The following is a 15,292-nucleotide window of genomic DNA, read 5'->3' as shown; positions in this document are numbered from 1 at the left end:
GACCGACCGACGATGACGAAGGAGCCCGACATGGACGAGAACACCCGCTACCAGGTGCTGCGCAACGACGAGGAGCAGTACTCCCTCTGGCCCGCCGACCTCGACGTCCCGGCCGGCTGGCAGCCCGTCGGCACCGAGGGCACCGAGGCCGAGTGCACCGCCTACGTCGACGAGGTGTGGACCGACATGCGCCCGAAGAGCCTGCGCGAGCGCATGGAGAACGCCCGAGCCTGACCGGCCGCGGGGACGGGGCCGCCGGCCGCGCCGACCGGCCCCGCCCCACGGCTGCCGCACCACCGAACCACCACGACCCAAGAGGAGAGCGGCATGACCCCTCAGCTGCGCACCGAGCACCTGGAGTTCATCCCCTACCGGCCCGAGGACGAGGACGCCTTCGTCTCCCTGCTCCGCAACGCGGACGTGTGCCGCTGGATGGGCCAGGACCTGGTGCCCGAGCCGGACATCCGCACGCTGTTCCGCGCGATCCTGACCGACGTCTACCCGCAGCACCTCTTCGACATCTGGGGCCTCTGGCTGGACGGCGCGTACGCCGGCCACGCCGAGGTCAAGCGCACCGGGAACGTCGACGGCCACGAGCTGGTCACCGCGCTGGCCCCGGAGTTCTGGGGCCGGGGCCTGGGCGCCGAGGTGGTCCGCGGCCTGATCCGCTACGCCGGCGACGAACTGGGGCTCAAGGAGGTCTACGGCATGGTCGGCGCGGAGAACACCCCGAGCCTGGCGATGTGCCGGCGGCTCGGCTTCCGCCACCTGCGCGACGTGGTCGGGGACGACGGCTCGGTGACGAAGCTGCTCGCCGTCTCCACCGCCGACCCGGCCTGAGCCGCCCGGGCCCGCGGCGCGCCCGGCCGTACGGTGAGGGTGCCGGAGCCGCCGGCACCGTCGCCACCAGGAGGCCGCCGTATGCGGGACCGACCGACCGCGGGGCTCGACCTGCCGCCCGAGGACCGGGCGGGCGCGCCGGTGACGGGCTGGACCCGTCGGCACTGGATCGCCGTCGCGGACCACCTGCTGGCGTCCCTGCGGCCCTACCGCAGCCCGCTCGGGGCGCGGATCTCGCCACCGGGCCGCGGCAGTTGGTCGGGCGGCGACACCGACGGCCTGGAGGGCTTCGCGCGGACGGCGGTGCTGGCCGCCGTCCGGCTGGCGGCCGGGGACGAGCCGGCACGCGGCCGCCTCGGAGAGCTGGCCGACCAGGTCACCACCGGGCTGCTCGCCGGCACGGACCCCGGCGGGCCGGAGCGCTGGCCGGCCGTCACCGACTACTCCCAGCAGATCGTCGAGGCCGCGTCGCTCGCGGTGGCCCTGCACGAGTCCCGCCCGTGGATCTGGGAGCGGCTGACCCCCGGTCAGCGCGAGCAGGTGGCGGGCTGGCTCGGCGGGACGGTCGGCCGGGGCGTCCGGGAGAACAACCACGTGCTCTTCCAGGCGGTGGTCGGCGAGTTCCTCGCCTCCGTCGGCGCCGGGCACGACCGAGGCGAGATCGAGGACCGGCTGGACCGGATCGAGCCGTGGTACTCCGGCGACGGCTGGTACTTGGACGGGCCGGAGACCCGCCACGACTTCCGCTCGGGCGGCCCGCGGGAGTTCGCCGTCGGCCCGGAAGCGGCCTACGACGCCGGCCGCCGCTTCGACCACTACAACGCCTGGGGGTTCCACCTCTACCCGCTGCTCTGGGCGCGGATCGCCGGGGAACGCGCCGGGGCCAGGGCGGCGCTGTACCGCGAACGGCTGCACCGCTTCCTCGCCCAGTACCGCTGGCTGTTCGGGCCGGACGGCGCGGTGCTCCACCAGGGGCGGTCGCTGAGCTACCGCTTCGCCTGCCTGGCCCCGTTCTGGCTCGGGGCGCTGGACGGCGCGACCCCGCTCACCCCGGGGCAGACCCGCCGCCTGGCCTCCGGCGTGCTGCGGCACTTCACCGAGCGGGGCGCGCCCGACCCGCGCGGCCTGCTCCCGCTCGGCTGGTACGGGGAGCAGAGCGCGGCCGCCCAGGTCTACAGCTCGCCCGGCTCCCCGTACGCGGCGGCCATGGGGTTCCTGGGGCTGCTGCTCCCGGCCGGCCACCCGGTGTGGACGGCGCCCGAGGAGCCGCTCGCGGGGGAGCGCGCCGACCTGACGGCCGCGCTGCCCGTCCCCGGCTTCCTCGTCCACCGGACCGCCGCCGACGGGCTCGTCCGGGTGCTCAACCACGGCTCCTGCTACCTGACCGCCCCGCCGGCCGTCGAACGCGACGAGCCGCACTACGCCAGGCTCGCCTACTCGACCCGCACCGGGCCGGTGATCGGCCCGGAGGCGCCACGGATCGACAACCACCTGGCGCTGCTCCTGCCCGACGGCACCGCCACCCGCCGCGAGCGCATCCACCCGCTCGCCGTGACCGACCGGTACGCCGCCTCCTGGCACCGGCCGCTGCCCCCCGGCGGGCCCGTCCCCGGCGCGGCCCCGCCGCCCGTGGTGAGCGTCTCGGTGCCGGCCGGGCCCTGGGAGATCAGGGTGCACGGGCTGCGCCGGCCGCCCGGCTGGGGCCTGCGCGAGGGGGGTTACGCGCTGGCGGCCGAGGCGGAGCCGGAGACGGTCCTGCGGGAGCTTCCGGGCGCGGCCGTCCGGACGGCACCCGGCGCGAACGGGCCGGGGCTGGTCAGCGCGGTGCTCGGGCTGCACGGCTGGACGGCGGCGGAGGTGCACCGCCGCGAGCGGGCGAACGCCTTCGGCCACCGCTGCGCCGTGCCCCTCCTCGTGCTCCCGCCCGCTCCGGCACCGGTATGTGACGACTCGTCAGAACAGTTCGAGGTGGTGGTCGGCGCCGTGCTGCTGACCGGTGCGCCGGGGGCGCCCCCGGCACCGGAGGTGACGGTCCGGGTGGCGGGCACCGAGGTCCGACTGACGTGGCCGGACGGGCGGACACTGCTGGTCCGCCCGGTCCTGCCGTGGCAGGCTCCGGTCGACCGCGGTCCGGCGACCTGAGTTCGGGGCCGGCGAGGTCGCCTCCGAGGCCTGGGGGTCAGCGGTTCTTGAACTCCTCGATGGCGGTCCGGGTCGCCTGCCCCATCGCCTCGCTGCCGGCGTGCCCGGAGTCCTCGATGATGTGGAGCCGTGCCCCCGGCCACGCCTTCGCGAGCTCCCAGGCCGTCTGCACCGGGCAGCCCATGTCGTGCCGGCCGTGGACGAGCACACCCGGGATGCCGGCCAACAGGTGGGCGTCGCGCAGCAGTTGGTCCTCCTCCAGCCAGGCGCCGTGGCTGAAGAAGTGGGCGCAGATCCGGACGAAGGCGATCCGTTCGTCCACCTCGCGGTCGCTGTACATGCCGGGTGAACCGTTGGGCTCGTTGGAGACGACCGCGTCCTCCCAGGCGAGCCAGTCGGCGGCGGCCTTCTCCCGGACGGCGCGGTCGGGGTTCTCCATCAGCCGCGCGTACGCCGCCAACAGGTCGCCGTCCCGCTCCTCCTCCGGGACGCCGTCGCGGAACCGGTCCCACGCCTCCGGGTGGAACCGTCCGGCACCCCGGTAGAGCCAGTCGATCTCGGCCCGCCGGGCCGTCGTCACGGCCGGGATGACGATCTCGGTGACCCGCTCGGGATGCCGCTGCGCGTAGGCCAGGACGAGGGTCGACCCCCAGGAGGCGCCGTTCAGCAACCACCGCTCCACACCGAGGTGTTCGCGCAGCCGCTCCATGTCGTCGATCAGATGCCGCGTCGTGTTCAGGCTCATGTCCGCCGCCGGGTCACTGGCGTGCGGGGTGCTGCGGCCGCAGTTGCGCTGGTCGAAGCGGATCACCCGGTAGCGCTCCGGGTCCCAGGCCCGGGTCGGCCGTCGCGGCGCCCCCGCACCCGGGCCGCCGTGGACGTTCAGGGCGGGCTTGCCGTCCGGGTTGCCGAGCTGCTCGTAGTAGAGGCGGTTGCCGTCTCCGGTATCCAGGACCCCGGTGTCGTACGGCTCGGTCGGAGGATAGAGGTCAACCATGAGCGCCGATCGTACGCGGGGGCCGCAACGGGCGGAAGGCACCGCTGGCGCTCCGCCCCGGGGCCGGTTCGCACTCGACTGGCTTCGGGTCAGGTCCGCTTGCGGCTCGCGATCTCGTCGGAGAGCCGCTGCACGTGGGCGGGGTCCGCGTCCCGGGCAAGGGCGACGTAGTGGTCCATGACGGCCGGCCGGTAGCGCACGGGAAACGTCTGCCCCGGGGCGAGTCGGGCGATCTCGGTGATCGTGAGGTTCTCGTCCGCGATACCGCGGAACGAGATGCCGCCGATGGTCTCCACGTCGAGCATCAGGGCCACGCGTGGGCTGCCGCCGCTGCTGATCTCCCGCCAGTCGACGAGAACGCCGAGCGCGAGCGCCCCCGTGCGCAGTTCCGCATTGCGCTTCCGTGCGTCCCTGCTCAGGACCGGGTTCGGGGCGATGCCCGGGAAGTCCGGCCCGACGCCGAGCGCTTCCCGACTCAGGTCGGGCCTGAGCCGCGCCGCCATGTCGTTGAGCTTCTTCTCCGAACCGAACATCCTGTCCCCTCCCTCACGCCGGTGCCGGAATCCCGGCCTGGCGCTTCGTTTTCGCCGCGATTGTACGTCGCGGCCGTTCCCGGCCTCCGGCGCATCACCCCGTCCCGACGGGGTCACCGTGGACGCGACACATCAACATGCGAGCTCACCAGTCTCGACCCCCGAGGACCGGAGGCCTCAGCGGGGGCCGCATCGGCTCGCGGCCCTCGGCGAGGGGGCGCTGTCTGGTGACGGTGACCGGCATTCATCCGAACAGGTGGTTTGAATGTGCCGTGATCTAGTGGGCGGGGTTCCGCACCGCACACTCGACGAGCCCCCCGGCTAGGGAGGGCGTCGTTTTCAGTGGCACGTGAAGGGGCTCGAATGATGCACGGGATCCGCCTCGCCCTCGCAGGGGTGCTGGCAGCCGGCGCGGTGTTAGCGGCAGGGCCGTCCGCCGGGGCGGTGGACGGGCCCGCCCCGGCAGTGAAGATCGTGGCCTCCGCCTGGTCGCAGGACGGGTGGATCGCCAAGGCCACCTGTCCCAGCGGCTACGGCCTGGTCGGCGGCGGGCAGGACGCCAACCTCTACGCCAACGCGACCTTCAAGACGGTCGTCGACAGCGTCGAGGCCAACGGGCCCGCCCCCGACAGCGCCAACACCTGGATGGTCCAGGCCAGCAGGGGCCAGGCCCGCGCCTTCGCCGTGTGTGCCCAGGGCGCGCCCGTGCCCACCGTCGTCGCCTCCGACTGGTCCCAGGCCGGATGGATCGCCAAGGCCACCTGCCCGGCGGGCCAGCGTCTGATCGGCGGCGGCCGGGACACCCGGCTGGAGACACTGATCAACGGGGACGTCAACGACGACATCGAACTCAACGCCCCCGACGCGACCGTCTCCGACACCTGGTCCGCGCAGGCCAAGAAGGGCCAGGCACGCGCGATGGCGCTGTGTGCCGCCGGAGCCCCCGCGCTGACCATCGTCGCCTCCGACTGGTCCCAGGCCGGGTGGATCGCCAAGGCCACCTGCCCCAGTGGCTACGGGCTGGTCGGCGGCGGCCAGGACGCCCGCATCGGAACCAACTTCACCGGCGCGCTCAGCGACGGCGTCGAGGCCAACGGGCCCGCCCCCGACAGCGCCAACACCTGGATGGTCCAGGCCAAGAGCGGCCAGACCCGCGCCTACGCCATGTGCGCCCAGGGCGCGCCCGTGCCCACCGTCGTCGCCTCCGACTGGTCCCAGAAGGGCCAGGTGGCCCGCGCCACTTGCCCCCAGGGCACACAGATCGCAGGCGGCGGACGGGACAGCCGTCTGGGCCTCGACGGTTTCGGCGCCATCGACGACGAGATCGAGCTGGACGCCCCCGACCCGCAGAACGCCAACTCCTGGACAACCCGCTCCCACATCGGCCAGAGTCGCGCCCTGGTCATGTGCAGGGCCTGACCAAGCCCACCCTCCGCCCCTCTGTGACACCACTCCGTCAACAGGAGTGGCGCCGCAGAGGGGCGTTCCGGTGCGGAGGCGTAGCCACATCTCCGCCTCCGCGCTCAGCCGCCGCCTCGCCGCCCACCACATCCCCGTGAGGCCGGGTCGCACCACTGCGCTGGTCCAGCTCGCCCAGGACCTGCCCCCGACCGTCCTCGCCCCGACGCCGAAGCCGCCGGGCAGGCGTCCTTCCGGCACAAGGACTGACCCCGGCCCGCATTCGCCGCCCCGCGGGATTCCCCGGATCGTGATCCCCGTGCGAGGCCGGCGCCAAGGCGTTCACCGGGCGTAGTCGACCTCGGGGAAGTCGGGGGAGGGGCCGTCGAGCAGCCGCCCCTGGTCGCGGAGGTGGAGGTCGAAGAAGGCTCGCGGGTAGGCGCGTTGGAACGCCTGCGCCCGGTGCCCGGGAATCGTCCCGACGTCTTCCTCCAGATCGGACGCCGACCTGCCCAGGAGGGGGGCGATCAGCGGCAGGATCAGCACGTCGTCGCCGAACGACTGGTGCGCGGCTCCCCGTACGGTCAGGTGCAGGCGCCAGCCGCGCAGGTGCGACCAGAACGCGCGCAGGGCGGGGTTGTTCTCCATGCCGCCCTTGCCGGGGGTGTCCACGACCAGGAACGGACGGTCGAGCCCGGCGTCCACCACCGGGCCCGCCGCGCCCCCGTCCAGGCTCATGCCCGCCGTGATCCGCCCGTCGGTGAGCATCGTCGCGGCGGTGGTGGCGCCGCCCAGGGAGTGGCCGAGCATCCCGACGCGCCGCGGGTCGAGCGCCCCGCGCAGGCCGGCGGGCAGCGGGGTGCGGCAGACGCCGGGGTGGCCACCCGCGCGGAGGACGGCGAGCCGGTCCAGGACGAAGCGGATGTCGTCGGTACGGACCGCGAGGGCCTTGGCGTAGTCGCTGATCCCGCCCGTCGGGTTCGTCTCCACGCGTCCACCGGGGAAGGCGACCGCCGCCGCGTCGTAGGTGTGGTCGACGGTGACCACCACGAAGCCGTGGCTGGCGAGGTCCTCCACGACGCCGGTGCCGAACGACCGTGACGCGTCGGCGCCGGGGGAGTAGAGCACGACGGGCAGGGGGCCGGGTGGGCCGCCGACGGGAGCGCCCTCGTGGCCGTGGGTGGCTCCCAGCCGTACCCGGCCGGGAGGCAGGCCGAGGATGCTCAGGTACCGGTCGGCCGCCGCCGGAGGCATCCAGGGAACGGTGGGGCGGTCCGCGCGGCCGCGGGCGGGGTACCAGATGCTGATCATCAGCTCACGGCAGGGGCGGGAGGGCACCCAGGGGTCCGGCCGCGTGGTGTCGGCCAGGTGCAGCGCGACCGTACCCAGCGGGTACGGGCCGTTCGGGGCGGGCAGCTGGAACCGCACGGGTTCCTCCTGCCCCGCTTGCGCGACGGCCGCCGGCGCGAGCGGACCCGGGATCAGGGCGGCGGCCAGTGCGGCGCCCGAGGACAGCAGTGTTCTCCGATTCATGCGTTCCACTGTTCCGGCCGACGAGCCGGGCGGCTTCGCCCCCGGGGAGGAACCCGGTGTCAGCCCAGGAGGGTACGACGGGCATCGGTCGTGCGGATGACTCAGCCCGTGAGATGACGTCCTCCGGGCTGACGGGCCCTGGGCCCCGCTTGGATAGCGTGGCCGGCATGGGTGACGGTAAGTCACGGCCGCTGGTGGCCGGACGTCTGCGGGACGGACAGTGGCAGGGCGTGGACACGGTCGCGGCCGTGCTCCTCGCCCTGGCGTTCGGCGTGAGCGAGACGCTGAGCGGTGGCTGGGGCGCGGGGGCCGTGGCGGCGGTGGTCTGGCTGCCGGTCGCGGTACGGCGCAGGTGGCCCGTCCGGGTTCTGTACACGGTTCTGGCCGGAGCGGTCCTCGCCGTGTTGTCCACCGGATGGGAGGCGTCCTGGGTCCCGGTCGGGACCGCCCTGTACACGGTGGCGGCGCGGGAACCGCGGCGCCCGTCCGCGACGGCGCTCGGCTGCTCGCTGGGCGCCGTCGCGGCGGCCATGGCCCTCGGGCCGCGACCGGTCCCGGCCTCCGAGGTCGCGGGGGGCGTCGTCTTCGCGTCCCTGATGATGGCCCTGCCCTGGCTGGTGGGCACCGCGCTGAGGGAGCAGCGGTCGTACGCGGAACTCGCCGCCCGGCAGGCCGTGACGGACGAGCGCCTGCGGATCGCCCGCGAGCTCCACGACGTGGTGGCCCACCATCTGACCGTCATCACGGTCCGGGCCGAGGTGGCCCGCGCGGTGGCCTCCACCAACCCGGAGGAGACCGAGCGGACCCTCGCCCTGGTCGGGACGGCGGGCCGGACGGCGCTCACCGAGATGCGCCGCATGCTCGGCGTGCTGCGCTCACCCGGTGACGGAGCCGAGCTCGGGGCCGCCCCCGGTCTGGCGGACCTGCCCGCGCTCGCGGCCGGCGCGGGCCCGCGCGTGGAGCTGTCCGTCGACCCGGATCCACCGCTCCCCCCGGGGGTGGAACTGGCGGTCTACCGGATCGTCCAGGAGGCCCTCACCAACGTCGTCAGGCACGCGGGGGCGGCGGACTGCCGGGTGAGCCTGTCCCGGGTGGATCCCGAGGCGGTCGAGATCGAGGTCGTCAACGACGCGCCGGCCCGGCTCCCGTCTCAGCTCCCGTCCCGGTTCCCGTTCCGGCGTCTCGGCGGCGGGCACGGACTCGTCGGGATGCGGGAGCGGGCGGCCATGTGCGGCGGGACCCTCTCCGCCGGCCCCCTGGAGACGGGCGGGTTCCGGGTGCACGCGCGGCTGCCCTGCGGATCGGAGGCGGCACGGTGAACCCGCCGGTCCGGGTCCTCATCGCCGATGACCAGGCGCTGTTGCGGACGGGCTTCCGCCTGCTCATCGAGAGCGTGTCGGACCTCGCCGTCGCGGGCGAGGCCGCCGACGGGGAGCAGGCCGTCGAACTCGCCCTGCGGCTGCGGCCCGACGTCGTGCTGATGGACATCCGGATGCCCGGCATGGACGGTCTGGAGGCCACCCGGCGCATCTGCGCGGACCCGGACGCCGTCGGCACCCGCGTGCTGGTCCTCACCACCTTCGACCTGGACGAGTACGTGTACGCGGCACTCCGCGGCGGAGCCAGCGGATTCCTCCTGAAGGACATCCTCCCCGCCGACCTGCTGGCGGCCCTGCGGGTGGTCGCCGCCGGCGACGCCCTGCTCGCGCCCGCCGTCACCCGCCGTCTGATCCACGAGTTCGCCGGACGCCACGAGCCGCGCCCGCGGCTCGCCCGGGAGCTGGCGGGCCTGACCCCACGGGAACGGGAAGTCCTCCGACTGGTGGCCCGGGGACTGCCCAACCGCGGGATCGCCGACCATCTGGGGCTGAGCATCGCGACCGTCAAGACCCACGTCCGGCGGCTGCTGGCCAAGCTCGACGCCCACGACCGGGCCCAGCTGGTCGTCATCGCCTATGAGACGGGCGTGGTCACCGCGGGTGGGAACCCCCCGTCCACAGGCTGACGCCTCACCCGCCGGGACGGTGGACCTGATCTTCATCAAGAGCTCCGACCCGTTCCTCGCAGCCGACCACGAGCACCGTCGACGTGAGGACCTTCCCGGCGGCCGGGCCCGGGGGCCTGTCGTCACACGAGTCCGGCGATGCGCACGAGGTCCGCCATGTAGAACGTGCCGGGGTCCTTGCCGAACGTCGGCTTCCACGGGTTCGCCGAGTTCCTGCTGTTGTGGCTGAGGTACGAGCCCGGGTCGGCCTTGATCAGTGCGGCGATCACCTCGCCGACGATGGCGCTGCCCAGGGTGCCGAGTTTGAGGCTGCCCACGTCCGACTTCTCCTCGAGCGCGCCCTCGCCCAGGACGTAGTACCAGGGCGGTACGTGGTCGAAGTCCTGCAGCCCGAAGTCCTTCGGCGTGTAAGGATCGTGGCCTGAGCTGTACTTCGCGTACACCTCCTTGGCGAGGTCCTCCCCGGAGGGCAGCCCCTTGGTGCCGTCCTTGCGGACGAAGGAGTTCGCGCGGCGCAGGTTCCGAATGGCGATGGAGAGCAGCGGCGAGTAGAGCTGGCCCTGGTACGGGTTTCCGTCCGGGAGCCCTTCCTTCTCCGTGGAGTCCTCCAGCCACGTCAGGGGGCTGTCGATGGGCGGCGGCATCTGGAGGAAGGCGTGGATGATCTTCCGGTCGAACCTCTTCGCGTACTGGGGTTGCTGCGTGGCCCCCGGGATCACGAAGAACTGGTGCCAGTCGATGACCTGTTCGGTGCGCAGCGGTGAGAACGGTCTGCGGAAGTTGAAGAGGTGGCCGGTCGTGGTGTTGTTGAGGCGGTACTCCTCGACCGGCAGCGAGTGCAGCCGGTAGGCGGCGGTGGTGAATTCGAGGGGCAGTGCGACCGGCTTGTCCTGCGGGGGGTTGAAGAGGAGGAAGGGGGCTTCCTTGTTCTCGGCCACCGCCTTGACCTTCGCGTACACCGAGTCCTTCACGATCCTGGGAAGCCAGTCGTTGAGGATCATCCACTGGTAGTGCCAGACGACCTGTTGCTTGGCCGTGTCGAAGAGGGCGACGTCCGGGACCGAGCCCTTCAGCATGTCGACCACGGCGTTGTGGAACAGCATGAAGGCGTGGTGGATCTGGATCGAGATGATGGTGTTGTCGTTGCGCGGGTCGGCGATGACCGGGACGCCCTGGGGGTTGCGGGGCACGTCGTAGTCGCGGTTCGGGTCGATCCAGAACTTTCCGACGTCGAGGTTGTCGTAGAACGCGAACGACTGGGTCTTGGGACCGAGTCCGTAGACGTGGGAGAGGTCGACCCTGGCGCTGCGGAAGTTCGTCGTGTCCCCGATGGTGTTGCTGTCGAAGGTCACGTCGGCCTGGAAGGTGATGTTGTGGTCGAGGAACTGGCCGAGGTAGGTGTAGCCCGCCGGGATGCCGGCCTCGGCCGGGGCCGTCGACGGCTTCGGCGGCTTCGCCAGGTACTTGTCGTCGATCTTCTCGCCGAGTTCGGCGCACTGCCGCTTGTCGAACGGGAGCGGGGGGTTGAGGTCCATCTGGCCGCCGGGCGCGCCGAGTTCCTCGATCAGATCGTCGCCGGGCACGTACCCGTCCAGTGCGGGGAACAGCCACGTGTAGGTGCCGGTCTCCACCACCGTGTCCCGGAACGCGACCGGGGTGTGCGGCTCCGCGGGGCGGGTGCCGTCGCCCAGGTCCAGGCGCAGCGGACAGCCGTGGCCGGTGAAGGTGGGGTCGGCGACCCGGAGGCCGTCCGGATTCAGCGCTGCTTGTCCGTCGTGGCCCAGGAGTTGGTCGAGGAGCCGGGCGCGGGCCTCCTCCCGTCGGGTGGCGACGTCGTCGGCGGGCGTGTCGGCCGTCGTGGTGTCCGTGGTCATCGGAGGACTCTTCCTTCCGTCGTCCGGGTGACGGCGCCGGGGGCGCTCTCACCCGGGGGCTTCACGGCCGACTCGGTCACGGCCGCCCCGCACGCATGCCCGCACTCCGCCGTGCGGGTAACCCCGGCCGCCGAACACCACCGCAAAGGCCCGGTGCCTTGACCCGGGCAGCCCGCCCGGGGTGGTGGGCGGTCACCTGTCGGCCCACGATCGGACCGGACACGGCACTTCGGTCCGGAGTTCCTCGGGGCGTGAGCCCGTGGGCCGGTCGCTCCGGGTAGTCGTGCCGCACCGGGTTGCGATCGTGGACGGGATGGTGTGCGCTGGGAAGTGTGCGAACCGTTGGCCGGCCGGGCCGGACCCTCGCTCCGGGCCCCGGCGGCGCCGAAAGCGGGACGAGGGCGAAGGAGGCGACGGACACCTCGAACGGGGGCAAGCCGGCCGTGACGGACTGACCGGCCGGCGGTCAGGATCCGCAGGGCGAGTCCGGAGATCAGATCATGGGAATAGAATTCACGGTCGTCGATGCCGTCCCATATGAGCACGGCCGCAGCACGGAGCCATTGATATGGCATGGTACTGCCACCTTCAGTCACCCCGTGAAGAATGCCGAAGCCGCTATCCAGGCGTTCTCCCTTGAATTCCTGAGGGGGCCCTACAATCCCGGTGAAGCCCCCTACGGCAAGGAGCACGTCGATTGCTCCGTGGGGAAGCTGACCGGTAATACCGCCGCGGTCCAGGTGACATTCCTGCTGCGTCCGCGGGACGCTGGCCCCGACTACAACTTCCAGGCCTCGGCGCGGATCCTGGTCATCGCCGAGACGGGTGGGATGTAGCGGGAAACGGGAAGGGAAGACAGTGGCCGGAGTGAGTGTGGCGCCGATCATCCAGGTCGAGCAGTGCCATTTCGAGTTTCCGCGGTCCGGCGACGCATCCGTCAGGACCCTGACGCAGCAGTTCTCGTTCGAGCAGTGCGTCAACAGGGCGGTCGCCTTCGTGTCCGGCTACTCCGGGCACTACACCGATGCCCAGTTCCAGAATATCGGAAGGATCCATGTGAAGGCGGAGGCCAGCCTGGAGGACGCCCAGAAGGGTGGGGTCCTGGTGACGTGTGAATGGGCATTCGATCCCCAGGTCAACGGCTATCCGTCGGCCGGGGAGGTCTGGGTGACCGTGCTGGGATGGTGAGCGGTGTGGAGACCGGAGGCGGCGGCGGCCGGCTGGACGTGACGGCCGAGGACGTCCCGGCCGACCCGGGTTCCGTGGTCACCGCCGCGTTCCGGGTGGTCGACGCGCGGGAGGGGGTCGCGGGCGCGGACCTCGTCCTCACCGCCGATCCGGGGCTGACGTTCGAGGAGGACGTCGTGGGGTTCAGCCGGAACGGAGGCCGGCCGGGGACCTTCCGGGGCGAGCGGTCGCCGGGGAATTCCACCCTGAGGTGCGCGGGCGCCCACCTCGACGTCTACGACAGCGGGGACCGGATCGATCTCGATGTCGCCGTCCGCGTCGGCAGCGGGCTCTCCTCCGGCGATCCCAAGGTTCGGCTGGCCGTCACGAGCCCGCCGGACTGCCCACCGGAGACCTACGGGTCCGGAGACGTGACCGTTCACGTCAAGCGACTCGTTCCCCGCATCGACAGGGTCGACCCCCCTGACGTGGAGGAACGGGGGCCGGTCACTTTCGAGGGCAGCAATCTCGGCCTGGTGCGCTGGGCGGTGTTCGCGGACGAAGACGGCAGGACGGTCATCACGGATGCCAAGGGTAGCGATGTCGGCTACCTGGCGACGTCGAGGCGCCCGCCGGGGCTGGCCAACGGGTGCGGAAAGGTCTGGCTCTCCACTGCCGATGCGCAGAACGAGATCGCGCCGGGCAACACGAGCAACAGTCTGGACATCGTCTTCGAGAATCCGTAGCGGCATCGCGTGTCCCGCCGGATCGGGTTTCTCCCGGGCCGTGCGCAAAGGGGAGTGCTGCGCCCACGTCCCGACAGGGGCATTTTATCAATGATTCGTCAGCGAATCATCTTGGTGGTGATGTTGTTGATGTATCTCCATGAAACCGTGTTTCCCGACCGAATGGGGTTGCCCAGCCGCCGGTGGGCTTTTAGATTGGATTCAGGTCTTGCTCCACCGGGGCTAATTCCGACCGACGGCACACGTGAGAGAAGAGGAGGCGAGACAGGATGGGCATGCACATTACCACCGTTTACCCGACCCAGGTCGAGGCGGGCGGACCGGTTCATCTGGAGGGCAGTGACCTCGGCCTGGTGCGCTGGGCAGTGTTCACGGACGAAGACAGCAAGCACAGCCTGACCGTGCCCGCGAATGGGGTGGACGTCGGCAGGGCGGCAGACTCGGTATGCCCCGACGGTCTGAATACGAGTGAGGGGACGATCGCCCTCTCGGACGCCAAGACGAAGGACAAGGTCAATTCTTCGAACACCAGCAATTCGGTGCCCCTCGGCTTCGTCGGGCGGTGACACCGCGCGCCTGCGTACGAAAAGCGCAGGAGCGACACGAATCCGCCCGCCATCCTGTGATGACGGGCGGATTCGACCTCGGACCCGTGTCCAAGGCATCGGCAAGCCGAGGTGCTCGTAGAACCGCGCGTACGCCTCGCTAGGCCCGCCGGAGTCCGAGGGCCGCGCGGATGCGGCCGACGACCGCCCGCAGGACGGCGAGGTCGTGGGTGCCGGGCAGGGGCGGGGCCGGTTCGCCGCGCTGGGTGGCCCGGTGGCTGTCGAGGAGGTGCTGCTGCAGTGCGTTCATGCCCTCACCCTGCGCCCGGCGCGCCCCTCCCGTCCCGCCGATTGACGGTACTGGTCAAACGACGGGACGGCGCCGCCGCCCGATCCGGCACCATGGTGGGGTGAGCGTGACCATTGACATCACCGGACTGCCGCACGAGCGGATCATCTTCTGCCCCTCGCCGCTGGCCGAACTCGGCAACGCCCTGCACGCGCTGGCCGAGCCCGCTCACCACGCACGCCTGCACGCCTGGACGACGGCGACCTCCGCCACTCTCGAACCGGAGCTCGCCGACCGGCTCGTCGAGGCCGACTTCATGTGGCGCTCGACCCGCTCCGACTTCCTGATGCCGCCCCGGCCCCGGGAGACGCTCGCCGAGGAACTGGACGACCTCGACCAGCTGGACGACGAGACCTTCGTCGGCTCGGCCCTGGAGATCTCCTGCAACAGCAGCCGCTACTCACAGGGCATGCCCTCGCCGCTGACCGACGGCCGGTCGCGGCGCCGCGCGCTCGACCTCGCCGCCGCGCGCGGCCCGCGCCAGGCGGCCTTCGTCGAACGGACGCTCGCCGACCCCACCGGCACCCGCGCCTGGATCCGGCGCCTCCTGGAGGACTGCGACCGCGCGTTCTTCGCCGACGCCTGGCGCCGCGTCCAGGTCCAGCTCGCCGCCGACGCCCGGCACAAGACCGACCTGCTGCGCCGCAAGGGCCTGGCGGAGGCGCTCGCGGCGACCTCCTCCGTACTGAGCCTGGAGGAGGACGGGCACGGCACCCGCATCGTCGTCGACAAACTGGTGCACGGCCGCACCGAGGCCGGCAGCACGGGCGTCACCCTGCTGCCGACCGTCTTCGGCTGGCCGCACTTCTTCGCCCTGTACGCGCCGGGCTGGCAGCCCGTGATCCAGTACCCGGCCGCCGCCCACGAGGTCGGCGGCGCCGAGTCGGTGGAGACGGTGAAGCTGCGCCTGGAGGCGCTGACCCACCCGATGCGGATGAACCTGTGCCGCCACCTCGCGCGCGGGGCGTACTCGACGAGCGAGCTGGCCGACTCACAGGACATCACCGCACCGGAGGTCTCCCGCCACCTCGCCGTCCTGCGCAAGGCCGGGCTGCTCACCACCCGCCGCCGGGGCCGCTACGTCCTCCACCAGCTCGACCTGTCGGTCGTGGCCCGGATCGGCAGCGACTTCCTGGAGTCCGTCCTGCGCTAGGTGTGCTGTC

General features: G+C 72.2%; 16 protein-coding genes. 11 read left to right on the top strand and 5 right to left on the bottom strand.

Annotated features, from left to right (window positions below; genetic code table 11):
• Window positions 1-30 precede the first annotated feature (30 nt).
• The 3 genes from ACFVU7_RS15550 (at window position 31) to ACFVU7_RS15540 (ending at window position 2,982) form a co-directional block, all read left to right on the top strand.
• Window positions 31-234: an MbtH family NRPS accessory protein gene (locus ACFVU7_RS15550; RefSeq protein WP_049649584.1), complete on the top strand. Its 204-nt coding sequence runs from the start codon at window positions 31-33 to the stop codon at window positions 232-234.
• Between the two features lie 93 nt (window positions 235-327).
• On the top strand, window positions 328-840 hold the full coding sequence (locus ACFVU7_RS15545; protein ID WP_375873067.1) for a GNAT family N-acetyltransferase: 513 nt from the start codon (window positions 328-330) through the stop codon (window positions 838-840).
• An 81-nt stretch (window positions 841-921) separates the two neighbouring features.
• Complete coding sequence (locus ACFVU7_RS15540) at window positions 922-2,982, top strand: DUF2264 domain-containing protein (RefSeq protein ID WP_388045399.1); 2,061 nt, start codon at window positions 922-924, stop codon at window positions 2,980-2,982.
• Window positions 2,983-3,019: 37 nt separating this feature from the next.
• Here the strand turns inward: ACFVU7_RS15540 and pip are convergent, their stop codons facing one another.
• Both pip and ACFVU7_RS15530 read right to left on the bottom strand, forming a co-directional pair.
• On the bottom strand, window positions 3,020-3,979 hold the full coding sequence (gene pip / locus ACFVU7_RS15535; RefSeq protein ID WP_380775505.1) for a prolyl aminopeptidase: 960 nt from the start codon (window positions 3,977-3,979) through the stop codon (window positions 3,020-3,022).
• An 89-nt stretch (window positions 3,980-4,068) separates the two neighbouring features.
• Complete coding sequence (locus tag ACFVU7_RS15530) at window positions 4,069-4,512, bottom strand: hypothetical protein (RefSeq protein WP_380775507.1); 444 nt, start codon at window positions 4,510-4,512, stop codon at window positions 4,069-4,071.
• 363 nt (window positions 4,513-4,875) lie between these two features.
• Between ACFVU7_RS15530 and ACFVU7_RS15525 the strand changes: the two genes are divergently transcribed.
• Window positions 4,876-5,931, top strand: a complete 1,056-nt coding sequence (locus ACFVU7_RS15525; protein WP_143204548.1) for a hypothetical protein — start codon at window positions 4,876-4,878, stop codon at window positions 5,929-5,931.
• Window positions 5,932-6,252: 321 nt separating this feature from the next.
• On the opposite strand, the gene ACFVU7_RS15520 is transcribed toward ACFVU7_RS15525, so the two are convergent.
• Window positions 6,253-7,443, bottom strand: coding sequence for a lipase (locus tag ACFVU7_RS15520; protein WP_074002746.1), 1,191 nt, complete (start codon window positions 7,441-7,443; stop codon window positions 6,253-6,255).
• Window positions 7,444-7,610: 167 nt separating this feature from the next.
• On the opposite strand from ACFVU7_RS15520, the gene ACFVU7_RS15515 reads away from it, so the two are divergent.
• Together ACFVU7_RS15515 and ACFVU7_RS15510 are read left to right on the top strand one after the other, a co-directional pair.
• Window positions 7,611-8,762, top strand: coding sequence for a sensor histidine kinase (locus ACFVU7_RS15515; RefSeq protein WP_388045398.1), 1,152 nt, complete (start codon window positions 7,611-7,613; stop codon window positions 8,760-8,762).
• On the top strand, window positions 8,759-9,448 hold the full coding sequence (locus tag ACFVU7_RS15510; protein WP_388045397.1) for a response regulator: 690 nt from the start codon (window positions 8,759-8,761) through the stop codon (window positions 9,446-9,448). Before ACFVU7_RS15515 ends, ACFVU7_RS15510 begins: the two co-directional genes overlap by 4 nt.
• A 122-nt stretch (window positions 9,449-9,570) precedes the next feature.
• Here the strand turns inward: ACFVU7_RS15510 and ACFVU7_RS15505 are convergent, their stop codons facing one another.
• Window positions 9,571-11,322 carry a peroxidase family protein gene (locus ACFVU7_RS15505; protein ID WP_074002744.1) on the bottom strand — a complete coding sequence of 584 codons (1,752 nt, stop codon included), beginning with the start codon at window positions 11,320-11,322 and terminating at the stop codon, window positions 9,571-9,573.
• 599 nt (window positions 11,323-11,921) lie between these two features.
• On the opposite strand from ACFVU7_RS15505, the gene ACFVU7_RS15500 reads away from it, so the two are divergent.
• The 4 genes from ACFVU7_RS15500 (at window position 11,922) to ACFVU7_RS15485 (ending at window position 13,801) form a co-directional block, all read left to right on the top strand.
• Window positions 11,922-12,158 carry a hypothetical protein gene (locus tag ACFVU7_RS15500; protein WP_143204547.1) on the top strand — a complete coding sequence of 79 codons (237 nt, stop codon included), beginning with the start codon at window positions 11,922-11,924 and terminating at the stop codon, window positions 12,156-12,158.
• A 37-nt stretch (window positions 12,159-12,195) separates the two neighbouring features.
• Window positions 12,196-12,510, top strand: coding sequence for a hypothetical protein (locus ACFVU7_RS15495; RefSeq protein ID WP_380738304.1), 315 nt, complete (start codon window positions 12,196-12,198; stop codon window positions 12,508-12,510).
• A complete protein-coding gene (locus ACFVU7_RS15490) occupies window positions 12,504-13,235 on the top strand; it encodes a hypothetical protein (RefSeq protein WP_388045396.1) in 732 nt (243 codons plus the stop codon). Before ACFVU7_RS15495 ends, ACFVU7_RS15490 begins: the two co-directional genes overlap by 7 nt.
• A 269-nt stretch (window positions 13,236-13,504) precedes the next feature.
• Window positions 13,505-13,801, top strand: coding sequence for a hypothetical protein (locus ACFVU7_RS15485; RefSeq protein WP_074002741.1), 297 nt, complete (start codon window positions 13,505-13,507; stop codon window positions 13,799-13,801).
• A gap of 139 nt (window positions 13,802-13,940) precedes the next feature.
• Here the strand turns inward: ACFVU7_RS15485 and ACFVU7_RS15480 are convergent, their stop codons facing one another.
• Window positions 13,941-14,090 carry a hypothetical protein gene (locus ACFVU7_RS15480; RefSeq protein WP_198959359.1) on the bottom strand — a complete coding sequence of 50 codons (150 nt, stop codon included), beginning with the start codon at window positions 14,088-14,090 and terminating at the stop codon, window positions 13,941-13,943.
• 106 nt (window positions 14,091-14,196) lie between these two features.
• On the opposite strand from ACFVU7_RS15480, the gene ACFVU7_RS15475 reads away from it, so the two are divergent.
• Window positions 14,197-15,282 carry a DUF5937 family protein gene (locus ACFVU7_RS15475; protein WP_388045583.1) on the top strand — a complete coding sequence of 362 codons (1,086 nt, stop codon included), beginning with the start codon at window positions 14,197-14,199 and terminating at the stop codon, window positions 15,280-15,282.
• The last annotated feature ends 10 nt before the right edge of the window (window positions 15,283-15,292 follow it).

This window comes from Kitasatospora sp. NPDC058046, from assembly GCF_042885595.1.
Classification (GTDB): Bacteria; Actinomycetota; Actinomycetes; order Streptomycetales; family Streptomycetaceae; genus Kitasatospora.
Note: the sequence above shows the minus strand (reverse complement) of the source record. Positions and strands in the feature narration are given on the sequence as shown.

What these genes read in the sequence shown, in the direction of transcription:
- ACFVU7_RS15550 (WP_049649584.1), top strand. Translation starts at nt 31, where the DNA reads ATGGACGAGAACACCCGCTACCAGGTGCTGCGCAACGACGAGGAGCAG.
- ACFVU7_RS15545 (WP_375873067.1), top strand. Translation starts at nt 328, where the DNA reads ATGACCCCTCAGCTGCGCACCGAGCACCTGGAGTTCATCCCCTACCGG.
- ACFVU7_RS15540 (WP_388045399.1), top strand. Translation starts at nt 922, where the DNA reads ATGCGGGACCGACCGACCGCGGGGCTCGACCTGCCGCCCGAGGACCGG.
- pip (WP_380775505.1), bottom strand. Translation starts at nt 3,979, where the DNA reads ATGGTTGACCTCTATCCTCCGACCGAGCCGTACGACACCGGGGTCCTG.
- ACFVU7_RS15530 (WP_380775507.1), bottom strand. Translation starts at nt 4,512, where the DNA reads ATGTTCGGTTCGGAGAAGAAGCTCAACGACATGGCGGCGCGGCTCAGG.
- ACFVU7_RS15525 (WP_143204548.1), top strand. Translation starts at nt 4,876, where the DNA reads ATGATGCACGGGATCCGCCTCGCCCTCGCAGGGGTGCTGGCAGCCGGC.
- ACFVU7_RS15520 (WP_074002746.1), bottom strand. Translation starts at nt 7,443, where the DNA reads ATGAATCGGAGAACACTGCTGTCCTCGGGCGCCGCACTGGCCGCCGCC.
- ACFVU7_RS15515 (WP_388045398.1), top strand. Translation starts at nt 7,611, where the DNA reads ATGGGTGACGGTAAGTCACGGCCGCTGGTGGCCGGACGTCTGCGGGAC.
- ACFVU7_RS15505 (WP_074002744.1), bottom strand. Translation starts at nt 11,322, where the DNA reads ATGACCACGGACACCACGACGGCCGACACGCCCGCCGACGACGTCGCC.
- ACFVU7_RS15490 (WP_388045396.1), top strand. Translation starts at nt 12,504, where the DNA reads ATGGTGAGCGGTGTGGAGACCGGAGGCGGCGGCGGCCGGCTGGACGTG.
- ACFVU7_RS15485 (WP_074002741.1), top strand. Translation starts at nt 13,505, where the DNA reads ATGGGCATGCACATTACCACCGTTTACCCGACCCAGGTCGAGGCGGGC.
- ACFVU7_RS15480 (WP_198959359.1), bottom strand. Translation starts at nt 14,090, where the DNA reads ATGAACGCACTGCAGCAGCACCTCCTCGACAGCCACCGGGCCACCCAG.